At 56.6% G+C, this 18,334-nt stretch carries 25 protein-coding genes; 8 read left to right on the forward strand and 17 right to left on the reverse strand.

Features of this window, described 5'->3' with window-relative positions:
- From V7680_RS11670 to V7680_RS11680, 3 genes are all read left to right on the forward strand, one after another.
- Window positions 1–861: AIR synthase related protein (locus V7680_RS11670; RefSeq protein ID WP_335653450.1), on the forward strand; the 861-nt coding region annotated here is incomplete at its 5' end.
- Between the two features lie 179 nt (window positions 862–1,040).
- Window positions 1,041–1,397: an endonuclease domain-containing protein gene (locus V7680_RS11675; RefSeq protein WP_335653451.1), complete on the forward strand. Its 357-nt coding sequence runs from the start codon at window positions 1,041–1,043 to the stop codon at window positions 1,395–1,397.
- 234 nt (window positions 1,398–1,631) lie between these two features.
- Entirely contained in the window at window positions 1,632–2,039 is a 408-nt protein-coding gene (locus V7680_RS11680; RefSeq protein WP_335653452.1) for a hypothetical protein, read from the forward strand.
- Between the two features lie 115 nt (window positions 2,040–2,154).
- Here V7680_RS11680 and V7680_RS11685 read toward each other — a convergent pair whose 3' ends face one another.
- Complete coding sequence (locus V7680_RS11685; protein ID WP_335653453.1) at window positions 2,155–2,958, reverse strand: Coq4 family protein; 804 nt, start codon at window positions 2,956–2,958, stop codon at window positions 2,155–2,157.
- A gap of 165 nt (window positions 2,959–3,123) precedes the next feature.
- Between V7680_RS11685 and V7680_RS11690 the strand changes: the two genes are divergently transcribed.
- Both V7680_RS11690 and V7680_RS11695 read left to right on the forward strand, forming a co-directional pair.
- Window positions 3,124–3,798, forward strand: a complete 675-nt coding sequence (locus tag V7680_RS11690) for a nitroreductase family protein (protein WP_335653454.1) — start codon at window positions 3,124–3,126, stop codon at window positions 3,796–3,798.
- A 30-nt stretch (window positions 3,799–3,828) separates the two neighbouring features.
- Window positions 3,829–5,064 carry a DUF418 domain-containing protein gene (locus tag V7680_RS11695; RefSeq protein ID WP_335653455.1) on the forward strand — a complete coding sequence of 412 codons (1,236 nt, stop codon included), beginning with the start codon at window positions 3,829–3,831 and terminating at the stop codon, window positions 5,062–5,064.
- Here V7680_RS11695 and V7680_RS11700 read toward each other — a convergent pair.
- A complete protein-coding gene (locus V7680_RS11700; protein WP_335653456.1) occupies window positions 5,059–5,958 on the reverse strand; it encodes a hypothetical protein in 900 nt (299 codons plus the stop codon). The two genes, V7680_RS11695 and V7680_RS11700, sit on opposite strands and share 6 nt — an antisense overlap.
- Window positions 5,959–6,089: 131 nt before the next feature.
- On the opposite strand from V7680_RS11700, the gene V7680_RS11705 reads away from it, so the two are divergent.
- Entirely contained in the window at window positions 6,090–6,260 is a 171-nt protein-coding gene (locus tag V7680_RS11705; RefSeq protein ID WP_082788199.1) for a (2Fe-2S)-binding protein, read from the forward strand.
- A 121-nt stretch (window positions 6,261–6,381) separates the two neighbouring features.
- The gene (gene bfr / locus V7680_RS11710; protein WP_335653457.1) at window positions 6,382–6,858 is read left to right on the forward strand and encodes a bacterioferritin; all 477 of its coding nucleotides are present in this window, start codon (window positions 6,382–6,384) and stop codon (window positions 6,856–6,858) included.
- A gap of 15 nt (window positions 6,859–6,873) precedes the next feature.
- Here bfr and V7680_RS11715 read toward each other — a convergent pair whose 3' ends face one another.
- The 13 genes from V7680_RS11715 to V7680_RS11775 all read right to left on the reverse strand — a co-directional run bounded on the left by V7680_RS11715 (window position 6,874) and on the right by V7680_RS11775 (window position 16,986).
- Complete coding sequence (locus V7680_RS11715) at window positions 6,874–7,260, reverse strand: Hpt domain-containing protein (protein WP_442955014.1); 387 nt, start codon at window positions 7,258–7,260, stop codon at window positions 6,874–6,876.
- 158 nt (window positions 7,261–7,418) lie between these two features.
- The gene (gene der, locus V7680_RS11720; RefSeq protein ID WP_335653459.1) at window positions 7,419–8,810 is read right to left on the reverse strand and encodes a ribosome biogenesis GTPase Der; all 1,392 of its coding nucleotides are present in this window, start codon (window positions 8,808–8,810) and stop codon (window positions 7,419–7,421) included.
- A gap of 31 nt (window positions 8,811–8,841) precedes the next feature.
- Window positions 8,842–10,176 (reverse strand): PQQ-binding-like beta-propeller repeat protein, encoded by a 1,335-nt coding sequence (locus V7680_RS11725; protein WP_335653460.1) that lies wholly within the window; start codon window positions 10,174–10,176, stop codon window positions 8,842–8,844.
- Window positions 10,173–10,943, reverse strand: a complete 771-nt coding sequence (locus tag V7680_RS11730) for a tetratricopeptide repeat protein (protein WP_335653461.1) — start codon at window positions 10,941–10,943, stop codon at window positions 10,173–10,175. Before V7680_RS11730 ends, V7680_RS11725 begins: the two co-directional genes overlap by 4 nt.
- Window positions 10,944–11,098: 155 nt before the next feature.
- Complete coding sequence (gene panB, locus V7680_RS11735) at window positions 11,099–11,971, reverse strand: 3-methyl-2-oxobutanoate hydroxymethyltransferase (protein ID WP_335653462.1); 873 nt, start codon at window positions 11,969–11,971, stop codon at window positions 11,099–11,101.
- A 72-nt stretch (window positions 11,972–12,043) separates the two neighbouring features.
- Window positions 12,044–13,111, reverse strand: coding sequence for a glycerophosphodiester phosphodiesterase (locus tag V7680_RS11740; RefSeq protein ID WP_335653463.1), 1,068 nt, complete (start codon window positions 13,109–13,111; stop codon window positions 12,044–12,046).
- Window positions 13,112–13,137: 26 nt separating this feature from the next.
- On the reverse strand, window positions 13,138–13,419 hold the full coding sequence (locus V7680_RS11745) for a DUF427 domain-containing protein (RefSeq protein WP_335653464.1): 282 nt from the start codon (window positions 13,417–13,419) through the stop codon (window positions 13,138–13,140).
- Window positions 13,389–13,928, reverse strand: coding sequence for a metal-dependent hydrolase (locus V7680_RS11750; RefSeq protein ID WP_335653465.1), 540 nt, complete (start codon window positions 13,926–13,928; stop codon window positions 13,389–13,391). The genes V7680_RS11745 and V7680_RS11750 overlap by 31 nt, the downstream gene beginning before the upstream one ends.
- A gap of 11 nt (window positions 13,929–13,939) precedes the next feature.
- A complete protein-coding gene (locus V7680_RS11755) occupies window positions 13,940–14,308 on the reverse strand; it encodes an ArsC family reductase (RefSeq protein WP_335653466.1) in 369 nt (122 codons plus the stop codon).
- Between the two features lie 111 nt (window positions 14,309–14,419).
- Complete coding sequence (locus V7680_RS11760; protein WP_335653467.1) at window positions 14,420–15,115, reverse strand: DUF4336 domain-containing protein; 696 nt, start codon at window positions 15,113–15,115, stop codon at window positions 14,420–14,422.
- Between the two features lie 3 nt (window positions 15,116–15,118).
- Complete coding sequence (locus V7680_RS11765; RefSeq protein ID WP_335653468.1) at window positions 15,119–15,541, reverse strand: GNAT family acetyltransferase; 423 nt, start codon at window positions 15,539–15,541, stop codon at window positions 15,119–15,121.
- Between the two features lie 7 nt (window positions 15,542–15,548).
- Window positions 15,549–15,950: a GFA family protein gene (locus V7680_RS11770; RefSeq protein ID WP_335653469.1), complete on the reverse strand. Its 402-nt coding sequence runs from the start codon at window positions 15,948–15,950 to the stop codon at window positions 15,549–15,551.
- Between the two features lie 28 nt (window positions 15,951–15,978).
- Window positions 15,979–16,986 carry a zinc-dependent alcohol dehydrogenase family protein gene (locus V7680_RS11775; RefSeq protein ID WP_335653470.1) on the reverse strand — a complete coding sequence of 336 codons (1,008 nt, stop codon included), beginning with the start codon at window positions 16,984–16,986 and terminating at the stop codon, window positions 15,979–15,981.
- Between the two features lie 145 nt (window positions 16,987–17,131).
- Here V7680_RS11775 and V7680_RS11780 point away from each other — a divergent pair, with 145 nt between their 5' ends.
- Window positions 17,132–17,368: a hypothetical protein gene (locus tag V7680_RS11780; protein WP_335653471.1), complete on the forward strand. Its 237-nt coding sequence runs from the start codon at window positions 17,132–17,134 to the stop codon at window positions 17,366–17,368.
- Window positions 17,369–17,673: 305 nt separating this feature from the next.
- Here the strand turns inward: V7680_RS11780 and V7680_RS11785 are convergent, their stop codons facing one another.
- Both V7680_RS11785 and V7680_RS11790 read right to left on the reverse strand, forming a co-directional pair.
- On the reverse strand, window positions 17,674–17,937 hold the full coding sequence (locus tag V7680_RS11785; protein ID WP_335653472.1) for a GIY-YIG nuclease family protein: 264 nt from the start codon (window positions 17,935–17,937) through the stop codon (window positions 17,674–17,676).
- Between the two features lie 283 nt (window positions 17,938–18,220).
- Window positions 18,221–18,334: GMP synthase (glutamine-hydrolyzing) (locus V7680_RS11790; protein WP_335653473.1), on the reverse strand; the 114-nt coding region annotated here is incomplete at its 5' end.

The raw sequence follows: 18,334 nt of genomic DNA on the forward strand, positions 1-18,334 counted from the left end.
GTCCGCGTCCACGGCACCAACAAGGGCCTCGCGATCACCACCGATTGCACCCCGCGCTACTGCAAGGCCGACCCCTATGAAGGCGGCAAACAGGCGATCGCCGAAGCCTATCGTAATCTTTGCGCGGTCGGCGCCAAACCACTGGCGACCACCGACTGCATGAATTTCGGCAACCCCGAAAAACCGCATATCATGGCGCAATTTGTCGGTACGATCGAAGGCATTGGCGAAGCCTGCAAGGCGCTCGACATGCCGATCGTATCGGGCAATGTCAGCCTCTACAATGAAACCACCGGTGCTGACGGCGTTAGCCATGCAATCCTGCCGACACCGGCGATCGGCGCGGTCGGGCTGATCGATGATCTCGACAAGATGATGACCATTGGATTCAAGCAGGAAGGCGATTTTGTCGCAACTGTCGGCTTTCATTATGAAGAGCTCGGCCAATCAACCTGGCTTCGCGAAATCCACGGCCGTGAAGACGGACCACCCCCGAAAGTCGATCTCAAGGATGAAGAGCTGACTGGCCGTATCATTCGGGAATTGATTGCAGAAGGCAAGGTCACCGCGGTGCACGATATCAGTGACGGCGGGCTGGCGGTCACGCTGGCGGAAATGGCGCTGGCTGGAAATCTGGGCGCGGAAATCGACAAGATGACCAGCGCTTTTGCCTTTAGCGAAGCGCAGGGCCGCTACGTCATCACCTATCGTAACGAAGATGATCTGGATCATGACAAAGTACCGTTTACGAAAATCGGGCAGGTGAAGGGCGATCAGCTGGTCCTGAACGAAAATCCGGTTGCGTTGAGCGATTTGCGGGAAGCGCATGAAAGCTTCTTCCGCGACTGGATGGAAGACTAGGCCCCGGCCCCTCCACCACGCTGCGCGCGGTCCCCTTTCCCATGCCTTCGGCACAGGGAGGAAAGGTTGGATTTGACAGTTTTGGCCTAGGCGTCCCCAAATAGCGCCATTCGTGATACATCTTTCCTCCCTATTGCATAGCAATGGGGAGGTGGCCTGCGCAGCAGGTCGGAGGGGTTATGGCACGAACAACCAGAGCAACTATCCTGAAGGCGAGGAAATTGCGCAAGACCATGAGCAAACCCGAGGTCATGCTTTGGCAAATCTTGCGGGAAAGACCCACCGGCGTCAAATTTTGCCGTCAACATCCGATTGGCTCCTATATACTGGATTTCTATTGCGCGTCGGCAAAGCTGGGTATCGAAGTCGACGGAATTGCGCACGATATGGGTGATCGCCCAGAGCGTGACGAGCGGCGCGACTGGGCCCTCGCTCAAGAAGGGGTCGAAACAATCAGAATATCCGCACAGGAAGTCTTGGTTGATCCGTCAGATGTTGCCGACCGCATATTGCGATATATACAGAGCCTGCGCTAAGCCTCTACCCCTCCACCACGCTTCGCGCGGTCCCCCTCCCCATTGCTTCGCAACAGGGAGGAAAAACATCATCCTCCCTGTGCCGCAGGCATGGGGAGGTGGCAGCCTGAAAGGCTGACGGAGGGGCCATGGCACGCATTGCGCTGACACCAAGCAGTTGACCGATGTGTTTCCAACTTTGTAACCAATCGTCCCACCGCGCGTTATGGAAGACAACGCGAAAGGACGAGCATCATGACTTCAGGTTACTCCGCAACCCCGCTGGCAAAAAAGCTGTCCCTCAAGGACGGCATGCGAGTCTGGTTTCCGGATATGCCCGACAGTGTCCGGGCAGAGATTGACCAATATGGCCTCACATTATCAGAAGAGAAACTCCCGACCCCCGGTATTCACTCAGCCCATATATTTGTGACCAACCGGAAGGACATGCAATCCCACCTCGCGACCCTTCGCGACATGATTGATCCTGCTGGTCAAATCTGGGTCAGCTGGCCGAAAAAAGCCTCTGGAGTAGAAACCGACATCACCGAGGACACGATCCGGCAAGTCGCCTTGCCGCTGGGCTTTGTCGATATCAAGGTCTGCGCTGTCGACGAGATCTGGTCGGGGCTGAAACTGGTCATTCGCAAGGAATTGCGCTGATAGCAGACAATCTCGATGGATCTGTCACCCCAGCGTAGTCTGGGGCCCAAACCCATCTAGCGTATCTAACCGGTCTTGGGTTGGATCCCAGCCTCCGCTGGGATGACGCACAAGTCTAGGCGGTCTGCGCCAGCATATCATAGGGGTCGACATTCTTGGCCCGGAATTTTGCATGGGCTTCGTGATAGAAATGCGGCGTCTTGATATGCAGGCGTTCCCGCAACGCGTCCAGCGGCTGGGCGAGCAGATCGGTGATCGATTCCTCGTTGATCCGCGGGCAAGCCTTGCCCATTTTCTGGGCTTCACGGATTGCGGTAAAGATGGGTGCGTCGCTCTTGATCTGCTGCTTCATGTTCAGACCGGCTGCATAAGCTATGAAGACATTGCCCAATGAAGGATTCTGGCCATAAGTAAATGCCAGCACGCAGGCTTCGCCCAGCGCGTCGCGGCCATAGCCGGTCAATATGTGAAGGAGATCGTGGGTATCGCGTTGGCGAAAGCCGTACCATTCAACCAGATCGCCATATTTTTTCGGACTGAACCGGTCATATTCGGCGATCAGTCCGGCCGCGCTCAGGCCTTCCTTTTCCATGAAGTCGCAATATGCGTGGGCAAGACTGCCGGCAGGCATTTTCCGCAACCGCTCGTGATCATCGAGAATATCTGCAAGCGCAGGTTCGCTGGACAATAGTGCCTTGCCCTTGGCGCTCTCGACAAAGGCTCTGGCGTCCTTGCGGAACCCCGGGCGCGGCAGTGATTCAAAAATATGGAACACCTGTTCGGTGTCTTCCTTGTCCTTGATCAGCTCGCGGAAATGATGGAGCGCCTTGAGCGGGCGAAAACGCGCAGCCGGGCGGTCAGGATGGATGAATGGTGTGTCCGAATCACCTGGTGCGGAAAAGTCATGCTTGATTTTCATAAGGGAATATTGCCGCTTACTTACATTAATGTCAATACAATTTGAGCTTTGCCCGGACCGGATGCTTCGCTATTCGGCCTTCTCTATCCATTTTGACCTAATAAAAGGTTTCTTGGCCCACAGTTTAACCAACTTTGCCCAACCTTGAACGCGGGAGACTGAAATTTGAAACCGCACGAGACCCTGCCCTATACCGCTTTGCCGGATTATTCTGACGCCGAACGCATCGCGCGTTCGCAGGCCTTTTACGAAGCGATAAAGAGCCGCCGTACCTGCCGCTATTTCACCGATGAGCCCGTGCCCCGCGCGGTAATCGAGAATGCGATACTGGCGGCCGGGACTGCTCCCAACGGAGCCAATCACCAGCCCTGGCATTTTGCGGTAATTCAGTCACCCGAGAAGAAAAAAGCCCTGCGCGCTGCTGCCGAGGACGAGGAACATGCCTTTTACGAAAGCAAGGGCAGCGAAGAATGGCTCGAGGCGCTGGTCCCGCTCGGCACCGATGCCGACAAGCCGTTTCTGGAGACTGCACCTTATCTGATCGTCATTTTCGGCCAGCGCAAAGGCGGCATCAATCCCGGCGAGATGAAGCAGAATTATTATGTCAGCGAGAGCGTCGGTATCGCCACCGGCATGCTGATCACCGCGCTCCACGACGCCGGTCTCGCCACCCTCACCCACACGCCCAATCCGATGAAATTTCTCAACCAGCTTTGTGATCGCCCGAATAATGAGAAACCGATGATGGTCCTGGTGGTCGGCAAGCCATCGGCAGATGCGACGATTCCGGTCCACGCGACCATCAAGAAACCGCTGGACGCTATTTCCTCTTGGCTGTAGTAGCTAAATAATACAGTAGGAGTATCGGGGATGGGCGCGTCACAACGCTATTTGGAAATGGACGCGCTGCGCGGCTTTGCCGTGATGGGCATATTGGCGATCAATATTGCTGCTTTCGCCCAGCCGGAAATGGCCTTTGTAAATCCGATCGTCTCGAGCCATGCATCCGGTCTCGACCTCGGTAGCTGGGCAGCGAATTTCATCCTGTTTGACGGCAAGATGCGCGGTCTGTTCTCGCTGCTGTTCGGCGCCAGCACCGCCCTGGTGATCGAGCGCGCCATTGCCAGCGGTCAATCAGCAGCAAAAGTCCATTTCTCCCGCATGTTCTGGCTCGCCATATTCGGTCTGTTCCATTTTTTCTTTCTCTGGATAGGCGACATATTGTTTCTCTACGCAGGATCAGGCTGCGTGCTGTTCCTGTTTCGCGACTGGAGCGCCGAACGGCTGATCAAATGGGGTGTTATCGCCTATGTAATCGGCGCTATCATGTTGATCACAAGCCTGGCGCCGATGTTGGCTCTGCTACAGGAGGCAGGACAGGCCAATCCGCCGCAAGACGTGCTGGACAAGATCAGCGAAATCTATGCCGAACTGGGAACCTTGCCCGCCGATGTTGCCGCAGAGACCGCACGGCTGCAGGGCGGCTTTTCCGGACTGTTAGGCTATAAATTGTCCGAACAATGGTCGACGCCATTGGAGAATCTCATGCTCGGCCCGATCGAAACGATCCCGCTGATGATGATCGGTATGGGATTGTATAAAAACGGCTTCATTCTGGGCGAGGAGAGCCGGCCGACCTACCTGAAAATTGGCTTATGGATGATGGCCGTCAGCCTGCCCTTGTTCATTGCCTTTGCCGGTATCGCCTACGCACAGGACTTCAACACAATCTGGATGATGAACATCACCCAGGCCTGGTCGATACTGCCCCGGCTGCTGATGATTATCGGCTATGTTGCACTGTTCATTTTCATCACCCAGCGCTTTCAACATAGTGCAACCATCCAGCGCGCCGCAGCAGCAGGCCGTGCCGCCTTTTCGAATTATCTTGGTACCAGCATCCTTATGACCTTCATATTCTATGGCTGGGGCCTGGGATATTTCGAACAGTTTGGCCGGTTCGAGCTGCAGCTGTTCGTGCTTGGCGCATGGGCGATCATGCTGTTCTGGTCGCGACCCTGGCTGATGCGCTTTCGCTATGGGCCGCTGGAATGGCTGTGGCGGAGCCTGGCAAAAGGACAGGCTCAACCGATGCGCTTGTCATGAGGGGTCGGTGGCTTCTTCGGCTGGATAGGACGGTTCATCCCTGACACTTTCAGCAGTGTATCTGACGTTCAGCTGCTGGTACAGATCGACTGAAGAGATGAACTCCAGCCGATCCATCGGATCGTCCATATGTGCTAGCGGGCGGCCATCGGGCGTGTAAGATAAATTTCTGTAACGGCCCTCTTGATCCCGCTGGACGATCCAACAGAAAACAGGCGAACCCAGACCGCCAATCAGATTGTGCATCACGATCACCTCCGCCTCGGCTTCCAGCGAGGGATCACTATCGGGGTCAAACGGCACGCCAGCATATCGGTAGACCGTCGCATGATCTGCGGCTCTTCCTACCGCTGTTTTCATGCATCGAGCGTTGCCCGTCTGTATTTCATCATCGGCTACGAAAACGATGTGGTTCGGGCCGATTGCAAGGAAATCACCGCCCTGGGCTTCGGTCGGTGCTACTGCTTTCGATCCCGCATGAATGAAATCCCAATCGTCCAGTATGTCGGCAGGAATTTTCCCGAAGAACCGGAGCATGGGAACCTCTCCAACGGTCAGCAGCGCATTATCATCAATACCTCCTGGCAACGATCCGAGATACTTGGGCAGGTCTATGCCTTTGGTATCCCAATCTGGCTCCACTTCGCCCGTCGGCACCAATGCCGCGCGAAACTCGAGGTCAAGTGATGTGCGATACTCTTCGAGTTCGTCTGCCATCTCCATCGGCAGGGTTTGCCAAAGCTGCTTGATCGACGATAGCTGCGAGGCAGGCCCTTCTTCTACCATCTCGTCGTCGACAAGATTCCCTGAGGTGCCCGATACGCGGGAAGCATTTGCCGGAATCAAAGCGAGAACCGTCGCGACGGACAAGACGAGAGCGAAAATTTTGCGCATAAACTACCTCATATTCGGTCAGGGAACCGATGTAGCCGGTTTCCGATGGATGAAAACAAAATAGTCCATCGCGATTTTGCTATTGCGATCTATTCTCATTAGCGATATACGAGTCGCAGTAAGGAGCCGATATGGTTGTTTGTGTTTGTAATGCGATAAAGGAAAAAGACCTGAGAGCCGCCGTGCGCAGCGGTGCGGACAGGCCGTCGCAAGTCTATGCCCAGCTCGGCCGCAAGCCAAAATGCGGGCAGTGCCTCGCTTTTGCCCAGACGATAATCAAATCCCAACTTGCGACCGCTTAGCATTCTCGTTATCAAATCATTGAAATAATTACCTTTTCTAAAAAAGCCGTGCTTTCGCTTCACGCGAAAATGCTGTATGGGACAGGCAATCAATTTTCAGACTAGCGGGAAGGAATCTGCCATGAAGGGCGATACAAAAGTCATCGAGTTTCTCAACGAGGCTCTCAAAAACGAACTCACCGCGATCAATCAATATTGGCTGCACTATCGTATGCTCGACAATTGGGGCGTGACCAAATTGGCCGAATTCGAGCGGCATGAATCCATCGACGAAATGAAACATGCGGACAAATTGGCCGAGCGGATTTTCTTTCTCGACGGATTACCCAACTTCCAGTTGCTGGGTCGCCTTAAGATTGGCGAAACGGTCGAGGAAATCCTCAAGGCGGATTTGGAGCTGGAATATGAAGCGCTGCCGATGCTCAAGGATGCGATCGAACATTGCGAAAGCGTGCGTGACTATGTCAGCCGTGACCTGTTCGCAGAAATCCTCGAAAGCGAGGAAGATCATGTCGATTCACTAGAACAGCAATTTGACATGATCGAGCGGATGGGGATTGAAAATTACATCCAGCTGCAGTCGAAACCTGTCGAATAGCCGAAAGCGGGATATTCAGCCGAGCCGGTGATGATATTTCTGCGGCTGGCGCTCGATTAACGGGCTGGAATCCTGTTCCAGCAAAGCCAGTGTTTCTTCGAACATCGGGCGCAATGCCACGACCAGCGGAAGCACTTCCTCGGGCGTGTCGTGGTGCTCGACACAGGAGCGGGCAGTCATCTCAATCCGTTCGGCTGCCTCGCTCAGTCGTAAAGCCCCGAATTGCAGTGATTCCCCTTTGAGACTATGCGCTGCATCCACCATCGGCACGGGATCTTGCGCGCGCATGGCGTCTTCGATCTTGCGGACAGACTCGGTTCCGTCTTCACGGAAATAGCCGAGTATCCGGACGAAATTTGGACCAAGCGCCAAGCGGGTCTCGGCGTAGACTATCCAGTCCATCAATTCATTTTCCAATGGCGCCACCAAATGCTCCCGGTAAAATATAACGGCAAATCGCTATTCCAGAACTGTTTACGGCAGAACCGGTGAAGACTTCATTACCCATGGCGATTATATAAGCCTGCAAAAAGGCTCCGATTGGAGCCGGTTACAGCAAATCACTCTTTGTCGTGATAGGGATTTTTGGGAGCGCGAATGATCAGCCGTACAGGAACCCCGCCAAAGCCAAGCTCTCGGCGAATACCGTTGATCAGATATCGACGATAGCTTTCAGGCAGATCATCGACCCGCGTACCAAAGATAACGAACGATGGCGGCCGGGTTTTGGCCTGGGTGATATAACGCAATTTGATCCGCTTGCCGCCAGGTGCCGGTGGCGGGTTTTCGGTGATCGCATCTTCGAACCAGCGGTTGAGCTTGCCGGTAGAAACCCGCTGTGACCAGATTCGCCGGGCCTGAAAGGCTGCTTTCATCAACTGGTCGATGCCCTTGCCGGTAAAGGCAGACACCGGGATCAGTGGCACGTCACGCACCTGCGCCAGCCCGTCATCCAATGCCGCACGGATACCATTGAACAATTTGCTCGGACCTTCGGCGACGTCCCATTTGTTGATCGCGATAACGACGCAGCGGCCTTCCTGAATCGCGTGGTCGGCGATGCGCAGATCCTGCGCTTCCAGTCCCTTGGTCGCATCCAGAAGAAGAACCACAACTTCGGCGAAATCTACGGCATGCCGGGCGTCGGCAACCGCGAGCTTCTCCAGCTTGTCATTAACCTTGGCGCGCTTGCGCATGCCGGCGGTGTCGATCAGGCGAACCTTGCGGTCCGGCTCGATACTGTCGAGCTTCTCTTCCTCGGTCAGCGCATCATCATGCCAGACCCATTCGACCGTGATACTGTCCCGGGTGATGCCCGCTTCGGGACCGGTAATCAGCCGGTCTTCATCGAGCATCTTGTTGATCAGCGTAGATTTGCCCGCATTGGGGCGGCCAACGATAGCCAGTTTTAATGGTGCGGATTCATCGGTTGGTTCTTCGCTAGCCGCTGCCTTGAAATTCTCGACATAGGGTTGAATAGCCTGAAACAGGTCGGCCATGCCGTCGCCATGTTCCGCGCTGAACGGAATGGGATCGCCAAAGCCGAGGGCATAGCTTTCCAATATCCCCGATTCCGCCGCTTTGCCTTCGGCCTTGTTCACCAGCAATACGACCGGCGTTTTGGCACTTCTCAGCCAGCGCGCAATTTCTTCGTCGAGCGGGGTCAGGCCAGCGCGGCCGTCGATCACGAATATCGCCAGCTCCGCTCCGGCAACCGCCATTTCGGTCTGCTTGCGCATCCGTCCGGGCAGGCTCTTGGCATCTTCATCTTCATAGCCGGCCGTATCAACGATGTTGAATTCGAGACCCAGAAGATTGGCAGCGCCTTCCCGCCGGTCACGCGTGACACCAGGCGTGTCATCGACAAGCGCCAGCTTCTTGCCAACCAGACGGTTGAACAGCGTTGATTTGCCGACATTCGGTCGACCGATAATTGCAATATTGGGCAGCATTGCGCCTGTCCCGTCCTTTTGGTTTAGATCCTCAGCGGAACGCTGAAATCCGGCCGCTGTCGTCGAGAATATATAGCATACCGCCCGCAGCAATCGGCGGCAGCGAAACGCCGTCGTCCAGTTCGAACAATGTCTGGCTGGCTCCGTCGCCGGGCGCTATCGAAACGACATCACCCTCCGTGCTGGCGACAATCAGTCGATTGCCGGCCAAAATAGGGCCCGTCCAGTTGATCGGATTTTTCTTCTTCTTGTCGTTCTTGAACGATGCGAGCTGGCTCATCCACCGGACCTTGCCATTCGGCCGGGCGATGCAAAGCAATTTCGCGTCATCGGTCAGAACGAAAACCCACTCACCGGCCACGACCGGCGTAGCGATTCCGGCAATATTCAATTCCCAGATGCGTTGGCCGGTAACCAGTTCATAAGCCGCCATACGACCGCCCTGACCCAGCGCGAAAACCCGGCCTCGGTCGATCACCGGATCGGCATCGATATCGGACAATGTCGCCACCGAAGTGGTGATGCTGGTCCGTGCGAGCGCATCATTCCAGAGGTTGCGGCCGTTCTCGTAACGATAGGCGGTCAATTCGCCCGAGGAATAACCAGCGACAACCGTACCTTGTCCGGCTGCCGGAGCGGCAACACCGAAAATTCCGGCGAGACCGAGCGTGCCGGCTTCGTTCCACTGCACCGAACCATCGACAAGGTTGAGCGCATAGATTTGATTGTCCTGAGTCATCACATAGACATTGCCGTTGGAAATCGTCGGCGACCCGCGCAGCGGCCCCGCCGGACGGACTTTCCATATCTGGCTACCGTCCGCAACGTTCAGCGCTACGACGTCGCCGACGCCGTTTGTTGCATAGACGATATCATTGGATACGCTTGCTCCGCCGCCGAAACGCGACGATTCTCCGTCGCCCTTGACTTCGATCTGCGTGGTCCAGATTTTTGCGCCGGTTGCCGCGTCAAAAGCGTGAACCATTGCTTCGGTATCGATAACAAACAGCCGCCCGCCGGATACCACCGGCGACGCTGCCAGCCGCTGCCTTTTCGTGGTGCCGCTGATATTGGCGGTCCAGACGCGCGCCAGATTACCACCCAGCGCAACATGGCCGATTGATTTGCTTGGATTTCCGCCCGATTGTGCCCATTCGCTATTGGCTACCGGAGCCGGTAGGATCACAGAAATCGAAGCCAGGGCCGGATCGACTTCCGCTCCGCTTTCGCCGCTCAATATCGACGTGCGCTCGCCGAGCGTCGGGGTGTTTTTCTTGCTGTCGCCATCGCCGCCGCCCAATATGCTGCAGCCAGAAATCAAGGACACGGCCAGCAGGCTGGCGATCAGTTTCTTACCGGAAATCATTCCTTAGCTTCTCCCTTAGCCGCGCCCGCATTCAGCGGTGTCGCTTTTTTGTCATCGCCGTCCACATCCACCGCGTCAACGCCTTCGACGCCTGCCATTTGCAGAGCGCGCGACCGGATCGTCGGAGGAACGCTCTCGTCTTTAGCAAGCTGCGCGAACAGCGGGCCGGCGAGATCGGATTTTTTCATGTTGAGATAGGATAGGGCGACCATTTCGCCTGCGCTACCAAACCAGGGGTTGCCGGGAACCGCTAGCGCCTTGAGCCGGTCGATCACGACCTGCGGCTTGAGCGTATCAAATTCGGCTGCGGTCTGGCGGATCAGCGCGAGATCACGAAACGGTTGCGGCAGACTGTCGTCCCCAGCAACCTTGGCATAGCCGGCGATCGCCTTTTTCGGTTCATTTTTTTCCAGCGCAATATTCGCCTGCAGCAAAATCGCCGCTGCCCGATAGCCGTCCTGGTCCGCTTCCATCAGCGGCTCCAGCGCGGTCGCCGCGCCGTCGAGATTATTCTGGCGGATACTGTCTATCGCAGCGACATACTCCTCGCTGCGAAGCCCGGAATCTTCGTCCTGGCTATTCTGCCAGAATATCCAGCCCGCCAGCGACCCGAGGCCAATGACGACGACAGCGATGATCAACAAGCCGTAACGCGCAGCGAAATTTTTCAGTTGGTCATCGCGCACCGCTTCATCGACTTCGCGCAGAAACACTTGTTCCTGACGGTCTGGCTGCTCTTCTGGTGCTTTATCTTCGTCTTTGGCCAATGTGGCTTCCTCAAATCTGTTTCACATGCCTTGTCCGCCGGTCAGACAACGCGCATGGCAATCGGCTGTCCTTTAGCGTCCGCAATAGCAAATGTAAAAGTCTATTGACCATTTCCACAGGCTGAACGGCGGATCGGCTAAAAGTCGGAATCCTGTTATTTTTTCGGCTGATAAAGCTGGTCCGGCCCCGGAAAGCTGCGCTCCCTGACCTCTCCGGCATATTGCTGCGCCGCCTGATCAATTTGCTCGGCAATATTATGATAGCGTTTTACAAAGCGCGCGGTGCGGTCAAACATGCCAAGCATATCCTCGGTAACCAGCACCTGACCGTCGCATTGCGCCGATGCCCCGATACCGATAGTGATCGCGTCGACCGCCTTGGTTGCTTCGATCGCGATCGGTTCGAGCACGCCTTCCAGCACGATCGCAAAAGCACCGGCCTTGTCCAGCGCCACCGCATCACCGACTATTTTCTTCGCTTCCGCTTCGCTGCGTCCGCGCGCGGCATAGCCGCCGAGCACATTGATCGCCTGCGGTGTCAGGCCGACATGACCGACCACCGGAATGCCGCGCTGGACCAGAAAAGCGACCGTCTCCGCCATCACTTCACCGCCCTCAAGCTTGACCGCAGCAGCACCGGTTTCTTTCAGAATATGGGCGGCGCTTTCATAGGCTTTCTCCGGCGACGCTTCATAGGAGCCGAACGGCATGTCGACCACGACGACGCTATGATAGCTGCCGCGGACAACCGCCGCGCCATGGTTGCACATCATGTCGAGCGTCACGGGAATCGTCGAATCGAGCCCGTAAATCACCTGCGCCAGCGAATCACCGACAAGCAGCATATCGCAATGCGCGTCGAGCAATTGCGCGGACCGCGCGGTGTAGGCGGTCAGCATGACCACCGGCTCCTCGGTCACCCCGTCGACCTTGCGGCCCTGAATTTTGGGAACCGACAGCCGACGCATCGGCTGCGGCCGCGGAGTGGCGCGGCTGGTGGAGGTATCGAGCTTGAAGGTCGTGGACATGATAATCCTCAGCAGTGACGTTGAAAGACCGGCCTTGATAAGCGACGATGCAAGATAAGGCCAGCTTCGCGATTATTGCTGGACGGCAGACAGCGCCTGAGCCGGATTGTCGCTGAACAGGCCATCGACTCCGGCCGCGACATATGCGCGGATTTCGCCTGCCAGATCACCCGGCTCGCGCGGATCGATGCCGCTCTTGAAATCGGTCGGGAGAAAATGGTTCTCGCGGCGGAAGGTCCAGGGATGGACAAGCAGGCCTGCCTTGTGCGCCGCTGCGACCAGTCCCGTCGGTTTGCCAAGAAAGCCGACAGCGTTGCGGTCGATCACCAGATCTTTGGAAGGCCCGATCCCGTCGGCATAGGTGGCAATTTCCGTCAGGCCATCCTCCGTCAGCATCGATGCGAAGCTCCGGTCGGCACGATCCGGTGGCCCGCCTTCGCTGCCAACCAGTTGCACCAGCCGTATCTCTGTTTTGCCGTCCAGCGCCTTCAGATTGCCGACTTCGAACGACTGGATAAACACCGGATCTTCTTTGCCGCCATAGCCATATTGGCTCAGCAATTTCAGCATAGGCTCGTCATGGTCGAGCCCGAGAGTCGCGAAATATCCCGGATGTTTGGTCTCGGGATAGACTCCGATTCGCTTGCCGCTCTTCTTTTCATGCTTCTGCAGCAGCTGCAGAATCTCTTCGAAGGTCGGTATTTCGAACTGGCCATCATATTGCATATTTCCAGCCCGCAATTCGGGCAGCCGTTCTCTGGCGCGCAGCGTCTTCAGCTCGGCAAGGGTGAAATCTTCGATGAACCAGCCGGAATATTCCTGGCCATCAATGGTCTTACTGGCCTTGCGCGCCGCGAATTCCTGCCGGTCGGCTACGTCCGTGGTCTCGCTAATCTCGTTCTCGTGCCGGGCGACCAGCACGCCATCCCTGGTCAGCACCAGATCGGGCTCGATAAAATCCGCGCCTTGCTCGATCGCCAGCTGATAGGCTGCCAGCGTATGTTCCGGCCGCTCGCCGCTGGCACCGCGATGGGCGATTATCACGGGTTGTACCCCGGTCAGTGTCTTGACGTTCACACTCGCTTCTCCTGCCTGTTCGTTCAGCGCGCCGCATCCGGCCAGAACCAGCGCAAATATCATTATCGAAGCAAACCGGATGCGCATCCTCAACCGACCTCGACGCCTTTCCAGAAGGCGATCCGCCCGGCTATTTCGGCGGCAGCATCCTTGGGAGCCGGATAAAACCAGGCCGCATCCTCGTTGGTTTCGCCGTCTACAATCAGGCTGTGATAAGATGCGTCGCCTTTCCACGGACAGTGGCTGGTGGCGTCGCTGTGCAGCAGATATTTCGACCAGACCGAATCGCGCGGGAAATAATGATTGCCCTCGACCACGACCGTATCGTCACTCTCGGCGATTACCGCGCCGTTCCATTTTGCTTGCACCATTTATCTGTCCTTTTTCTTATAACTACACTGGCGGCCGCGATCAGTGTCAACGGCATCCAAATCCAGACGGCTTCGGAATATAACACTGCGATACCACGAGCGCTGATAAAATCGGAAAGACCGATTGGCGATACGGCAATCGGGGTAAGCGGCGCAAAATGACGCGCCTGTTCAAACGGCCACAACAGGGCCACGCCCAGCCCGCCGCTGGTCAACATATCGAGCAGCCCGTGCGAGGCCATCGACAGGAAAAGGAAAACGGCAGCAACATAATAGCGATCGGGGCGCAAAAGCGCGGTCACGAACAAGGCCGCAGCTGCGGCAAAAACCAGACTGTGACTAGCACCGCGATGGCCCCAGCTATCGCCATATTCGATGCCCAGACCAAAGCCGATTACATCGGCGTCTGGCAGCATGGCAAAGACCGCACCGGTCGCGATCACCGGCAGCGAAAGTCTGTTTCGTCCCAATATCAGGGCACCAGCCAGCGGCACCATTGCATGGGACATGATCGTCGGCATCAGCTGTTACGTGCGGTTAGACCTGCTGCTTCATAATCCGATGCCTTGAAGCCGACGACCAGTTCGTCACCATGTTCCAGAACCGGCCGTTTGATCATGCTGGGATTTTCCATCATCACCATCACAGCCGTATCGTCACCGATATTTTCCTTCACCATGTCGGGCAGCTTGCGGAACGTCGTACCGCGCTTGTTGATCAGCGCTTCCCAGCCGACCATCATCACCCACATTTCCAGCTTTTCGCGGTTAATCCCGGATTTTTTATAGTCGTGAAAGACATAGTTGATGCCGTTACGCTCCATCCAGTTGCGTGCCTTCTTTATCGTGTCGCAATTGGAAATGCCGTACATCTTGGTTTCGCCAGCCATCGTCAGAATCCCTGATAGTTTGCCCAGAATCGATTGTCGCGAGCGGTAGGCTCAAAAATTAAAATTGGCAATGGGCTGCTGTGCGAAGGCAAAAACAAGCCAAGTGCAATTTCAGGAAAGCCAGGCAAATGCCCGCTCCAGAAATAACTTGCCGTCATCCCGCTGAATCTCGCCGTGCGCCATGATCACACCGCGCGGATTCCAGGCTAGCAGCTGATCCCGCGCGGTCCGCGTCGCCTTGCGCCTGACAAAAGACAGTCGCCATTCGAGCGGTGCATAGCCTTTGCCTTCCATGATCCCCCATGGTTTCGCGATCCAGCGCTTCCAGCCTTTCCAGTGCTGGCGAATGAACGCCTCGCTGAAATTTTCCGACAGATCGCACAGCATCGCCGTTTTCGACGTTCTGTGGAAAAACACGATTTCGTCCATCACCGGGGAACCGTTGAACCAGATCTGGTCAATCGCTCCCTCCCAAGCGGCGGGCGCTTCGTTTTCCAGTGGCGCTTCAAAGACCAGATCGCTGCGCTTGCGAATCGTCGATGCCGGTCCCCACAGCTTCGCTTCCGGCCACGCCTCTTTCCAGTCCTGCAGATAGAGATGGTGGATCTTGTTGGGGCTGACCAGATGTCGGGGCCTGCCAATCTGCTCGATTTCCGCCTTCAGCTCCGGCGTCAGCGCGATCGGCGACCAGCACCACAGATCGCCGCTGCCCAGCCGGACGATGACGCAGCGCGTAGGATAAGGAAAGCCGTGGAAATCAACAATATCGCCTTCGGCAATCCATATATCATCGGCCAGTTTTTCCATCGCTCAGCTGTTTTCCGGATCCAGTCTTTTCCCAATCGTCACCACCGGTTGTAGCTCATATCCCAGCGCCGTGTAAAATCCGATCGCCGCTTCATTGTCGTCGCGCACCATCAGCTGGATTTTCGGGGCATTACGGTCGCGCAGCCATTGTTCGGCGGCTGCCATCATCTTTCTGCCAAGACCCTGTTTCTGGCTACCCGGCGTAACCGCAAGATAATAAACCCATCCGCGATGGCCGTCAAAACCGGTCAGGACGCTGGCGACCAGATCGCCTTCTGAATGTGCGAGCAATATCGCGGATGTTTCATTCGCCACGGCCAAACGATAATCCGCCGCCGGATCGTTCCACGGGCGCGTGAGTTCACAGGCTTTCCAGAGAGCGATGACCTCGTCCATGTCAGCCTCGTTGGCAGTGGCAATCTGCATCGCGTTCCTAAGCCTTCACATAGCCTTCCGCCAGTTGGCGAATCTCATCGTCCGGATCATACCATGGCGCGCCGTCGGAACGCCAGATATGGGCATCCGGCCTTTGCGTGATTTCCGTATCGACACAGCCCATTCTGAGCATGATCATATTCGCCGCCCGCCGCTCGGCGATCAGTTGCGATCCGCAGCGGGTACAAAAACAGCGGAATTTCCCGGGCGATGACTCGAACCGGTTGAGAACATCCTCTCCGCTGGTCCATTTAAAGGCATCAAATGTGATCGGCATCACGCTGGAAAAGGCGGCGCTATGGGCTTTCCGGCAGGTCTGGCAATGACAGTGAAGGATCAGCCCGGGGTCACAATCCGCTTCATATGTGACCGATCCGCAAAGACAGCTTCCCTTGATCATTTGGCTTCCTTTCGCACGGTAGAATGCTTCAGATATCGACGACAATCTTGCCGAAATGCTTGCCCGACTCCTGATGGCGGAAAGCATCGCCAAGATCGGCGAGCGCGAAGGACTTGTCCAGTATCGGCTTCAGGCCATTGGCCTCGATCGCGGCGATCATGTCCTGCTGTTGCGCCCGGCTGCCCACGGTCAGGCCCTGCACGCGCAGGTTTTTCGCCATCAGCAGCGCGGTTTGAATGGGTCCGGCAAAGCCAGTCAACACACCAATCAGCGCGATATGGCCACCGATGCGGGTCGCCATCATCGACTGGTCGAGCGTGCCCGGCCCGCCGATTTCGACAACGCAATCTACGCCCTTGCCACCAGTCAGTTCGAGCACTTTCGGCCCCCAGGCTTCGACTTCCTTGTAATTGATCAGATGGTCAGCGCCGAGTTCCTTCAGCCGCTTGAGCTTGTCATTGGACGAAGACGTCGCGATCACCGTCGCACCCGCCGCCTTGGCAAATTGCAGCGCGAAGATCGAGACGCCGCCAGTGCCCTGCACCAATACCGTATCACCGGGCTTCACGCAGCCATCGACGAACAGGGCCCGCCACGCGGTCAGGCCGGCACAGGTCAGGGTCGCGGCTTCGGCGGCGCTATAGCCTTTCGGTGCCTTGGTCCACGCGGTGGCAAGGCCAACCGCCTGCTCGACCGCATAGCCGTCAATACCATCGCCGGGCACGCGCTTGAAACCGCCTTCGGGCGGCGCACCGTCGATCCACTCGGGGAAGAAGGTCGAAACCACCAGATCGCCCACAGCAAATTCGCTGACTCCCTCGCCCACGGCAGTGACCTCGCCTGCGCCGTCGGACATCGGGATGCGGTTTTCGGCGGTCGGGATCATCCCCTTGACCACCGCATAATCATGAAAGTTGAGGCTGGACGCGCGCAAGCGCACCGCGATTTCTCCGGGGCCGGGGGCTGCCGGATCGGGCAGATCGACCAGCTTGAGATTGTCGAGCGATGCGGGAGCGTGCAGTTGGATGGCTTTCATGACGGGTCTCTCCTGAATTTTAATTGTTTGATTAAATTCGGGTCTAGTATGGCGGCGGCGGGTGGTCAACAACTGCCCGTGTCATACACCCAGAGACCTCGCCGCCTATCTTGAAAATTGGTAATCTTGAGGGCATTTTGACACCATGAAAAAGACGGTCACGATTGAAGATAAACGCAAGGAATCCCTCAACAGAGAGGCCGAACTGACGACTCGATCGCTAGGCACCGGAAAACAGGAAACCGCTATCGACCATCTGTTTGACGCCGCCCGAAACGGCACGGCTGAACAGCGCAAGCTCTTTTCAGGACGCAAGGCAGAGGAGCTTGGCGTGGGACTGCACAACGAAAAGATTGTGTGGGAAAGCGGTCTTGACGATTGATTGCGACGGGTGGCGGTCGACGGATCTTATTCGTTACATCCGGACCAAAAAAGCAAAGTCAAAAAAGACCCGTTCGTCCTGAGCCTGTCGAAGGACCGAGGCAATCACAATTGTCCCCCAGCAATTAATCTAGAGGCCAGCGCCGGTTTGGCGAGCCCGTAATTGGGTCAGCATAGCGCGCACTCATCCTTCGACAGGCTCAGGACGAACGGGAGAGGAGTACTGGCGTCAAGAATGAAAGACGTAACGCCGCAAACCTCCGTTCGTGCTGAGCTTGTCGAAGTACGAATTAGCACGATCCATCCTCAAGAACGACACCGGGCCAGCTCGGATATCAAATCCCAGTCACAAGCAATCAACGCCCGCTTTTTCGCCCGCGACCAACCCTTGATCTGGCGCTCCGCGGCAAGGGCTTCTTCGCGAGTTCCGAATGTTTCGCTCCACACCAGCTCAACCGGACGCCGGCTGTGCGTATACCCCCCGATGGTTCCGGACTGATGCGCGGCGATGCGGGCCTCAAGATTATCGCTGTGCCCGACATAAAAATGCCCGTCCGCGCATCTCAGCATATAGGTCCAGAATGCCATCGCCGCACGATAGCGCGCACCCGTCCTTCGACAAGCTCAGGACGAACGGAAGGGGATGATTGGCCTAAACTGTTAAGAAACCAGCGTCGAAAAACCCCGTTCGTCCTGAGCCTGTCGAAGGACCGAGGCACTCACAAACTTCGGCGCTTAACTCAGCGACTCCTCGCGTCGCCGAATAAATCGGACTATCGCTCTCCACCATGCGGCATCTTGCGATGCCGAGCGTCGCGGGCAAATGCGCCCCGCGCATTTGCGGTTAACCGCGTCACTCCCACTCGATCGTCCCCGGCGGCTTGCTGGTATAATCATAAACCACCCGGTTGATCCCCTTCACCTCGTTGACGATCCGCGTTGATACTTGGGTCAGGAAGCTGGCGTC

Source organism: Parasphingorhabdus sp., from assembly GCF_036963705.1.
Taxonomy (GTDB): domain Bacteria; phylum Pseudomonadota; class Alphaproteobacteria; order Sphingomonadales; family Sphingomonadaceae; genus Parasphingorhabdus.

Excerpts from the sequence above, each read along its gene's own strand:
- V7680_RS11675 (WP_335653451.1), top strand. The coding sequence starts at position 1,041 with ATGGCACGAACAACCAGAGCAACTATCCTGAAGGCGAGGAAATTGCGC.
- V7680_RS11680 (WP_335653452.1), top strand. The coding sequence starts at position 1,632 with ATGACTTCAGGTTACTCCGCAACCCCGCTGGCAAAAAAGCTGTCCCTC.
- V7680_RS11685 (WP_335653453.1), bottom strand. The coding sequence starts at position 2,958 with ATGAAAATCAAGCATGACTTTTCCGCACCAGGTGATTCGGACACACCA.
- V7680_RS11695 (WP_335653455.1), top strand. The coding sequence starts at position 3,829 with ATGGGCGCGTCACAACGCTATTTGGAAATGGACGCGCTGCGCGGCTTT.
- V7680_RS11700 (WP_335653456.1), bottom strand. The coding sequence starts at position 5,958 with ATGCGCAAAATTTTCGCTCTCGTCTTGTCCGTCGCGACGGTTCTCGCT.
- V7680_RS11705 (WP_082788199.1), top strand. The coding sequence starts at position 6,090 with ATGGTTGTTTGTGTTTGTAATGCGATAAAGGAAAAAGACCTGAGAGCC.
- bfr (WP_335653457.1), top strand. The coding sequence starts at position 6,382 with ATGAAGGGCGATACAAAAGTCATCGAGTTTCTCAACGAGGCTCTCAAA.
- V7680_RS11715 (WP_442955014.1), bottom strand. The coding sequence starts at position 7,260 with ATGGACTGGATAGTCTACGCCGAGACCCGCTTGGCGCTTGGTCCAAAT.
- der (WP_335653459.1), bottom strand. The coding sequence starts at position 8,810 with ATGCTGCCCAATATTGCAATTATCGGTCGACCGAATGTCGGCAAATCA.
- V7680_RS11725 (WP_335653460.1), bottom strand. The coding sequence starts at position 10,176 with ATGATTTCCGGTAAGAAACTGATCGCCAGCCTGCTGGCCGTGTCCTTG.
- panB (WP_335653462.1), bottom strand. The coding sequence starts at position 11,971 with ATGTCCACGACCTTCAAGCTCGATACCTCCACCAGCCGCGCCACTCCG.
- V7680_RS11740 (WP_335653463.1), bottom strand. The coding sequence starts at position 13,111 with ATGATATTTGCGCTGGTTCTGGCCGGATGCGGCGCGCTGAACGAACAG.
- V7680_RS11745 (WP_335653464.1), bottom strand. The coding sequence starts at position 13,419 with ATGGTGCAAGCAAAATGGAACGGCGCGGTAATCGCCGAGAGTGACGAT.
- V7680_RS11750 (WP_335653465.1), bottom strand. The coding sequence starts at position 13,928 with ATGTCCCATGCAATGGTGCCGCTGGCTGGTGCCCTGATATTGGGACGA.
- V7680_RS11755 (WP_335653466.1), bottom strand. The coding sequence starts at position 14,308 with ATGGCTGGCGAAACCAAGATGTACGGCATTTCCAATTGCGACACGATA.
- V7680_RS11760 (WP_335653467.1), bottom strand. The coding sequence starts at position 15,115 with ATGGAAAAACTGGCCGATGATATATGGATTGCCGAAGGCGATATTGTT.
- V7680_RS11765 (WP_335653468.1), bottom strand. The coding sequence starts at position 15,541 with ATGCAGATTGCCACTGCCAACGAGGCTGACATGGACGAGGTCATCGCT.
- V7680_RS11770 (WP_335653469.1), bottom strand. The coding sequence starts at position 15,950 with ATGATCAAGGGAAGCTGTCTTTGCGGATCGGTCACATATGAAGCGGAT.
- V7680_RS11775 (WP_335653470.1), bottom strand. The coding sequence starts at position 16,986 with ATGAAAGCCATCCAACTGCACGCTCCCGCATCGCTCGACAATCTCAAG.
- V7680_RS11780 (WP_335653471.1), top strand. The coding sequence starts at position 17,132 with ATGAAAAAGACGGTCACGATTGAAGATAAACGCAAGGAATCCCTCAAC.
- V7680_RS11785 (WP_335653472.1), bottom strand. The coding sequence starts at position 17,937 with ATGCTGAGATGCGCGGACGGGCATTTTTATGTCGGGCACAGCGATAAT.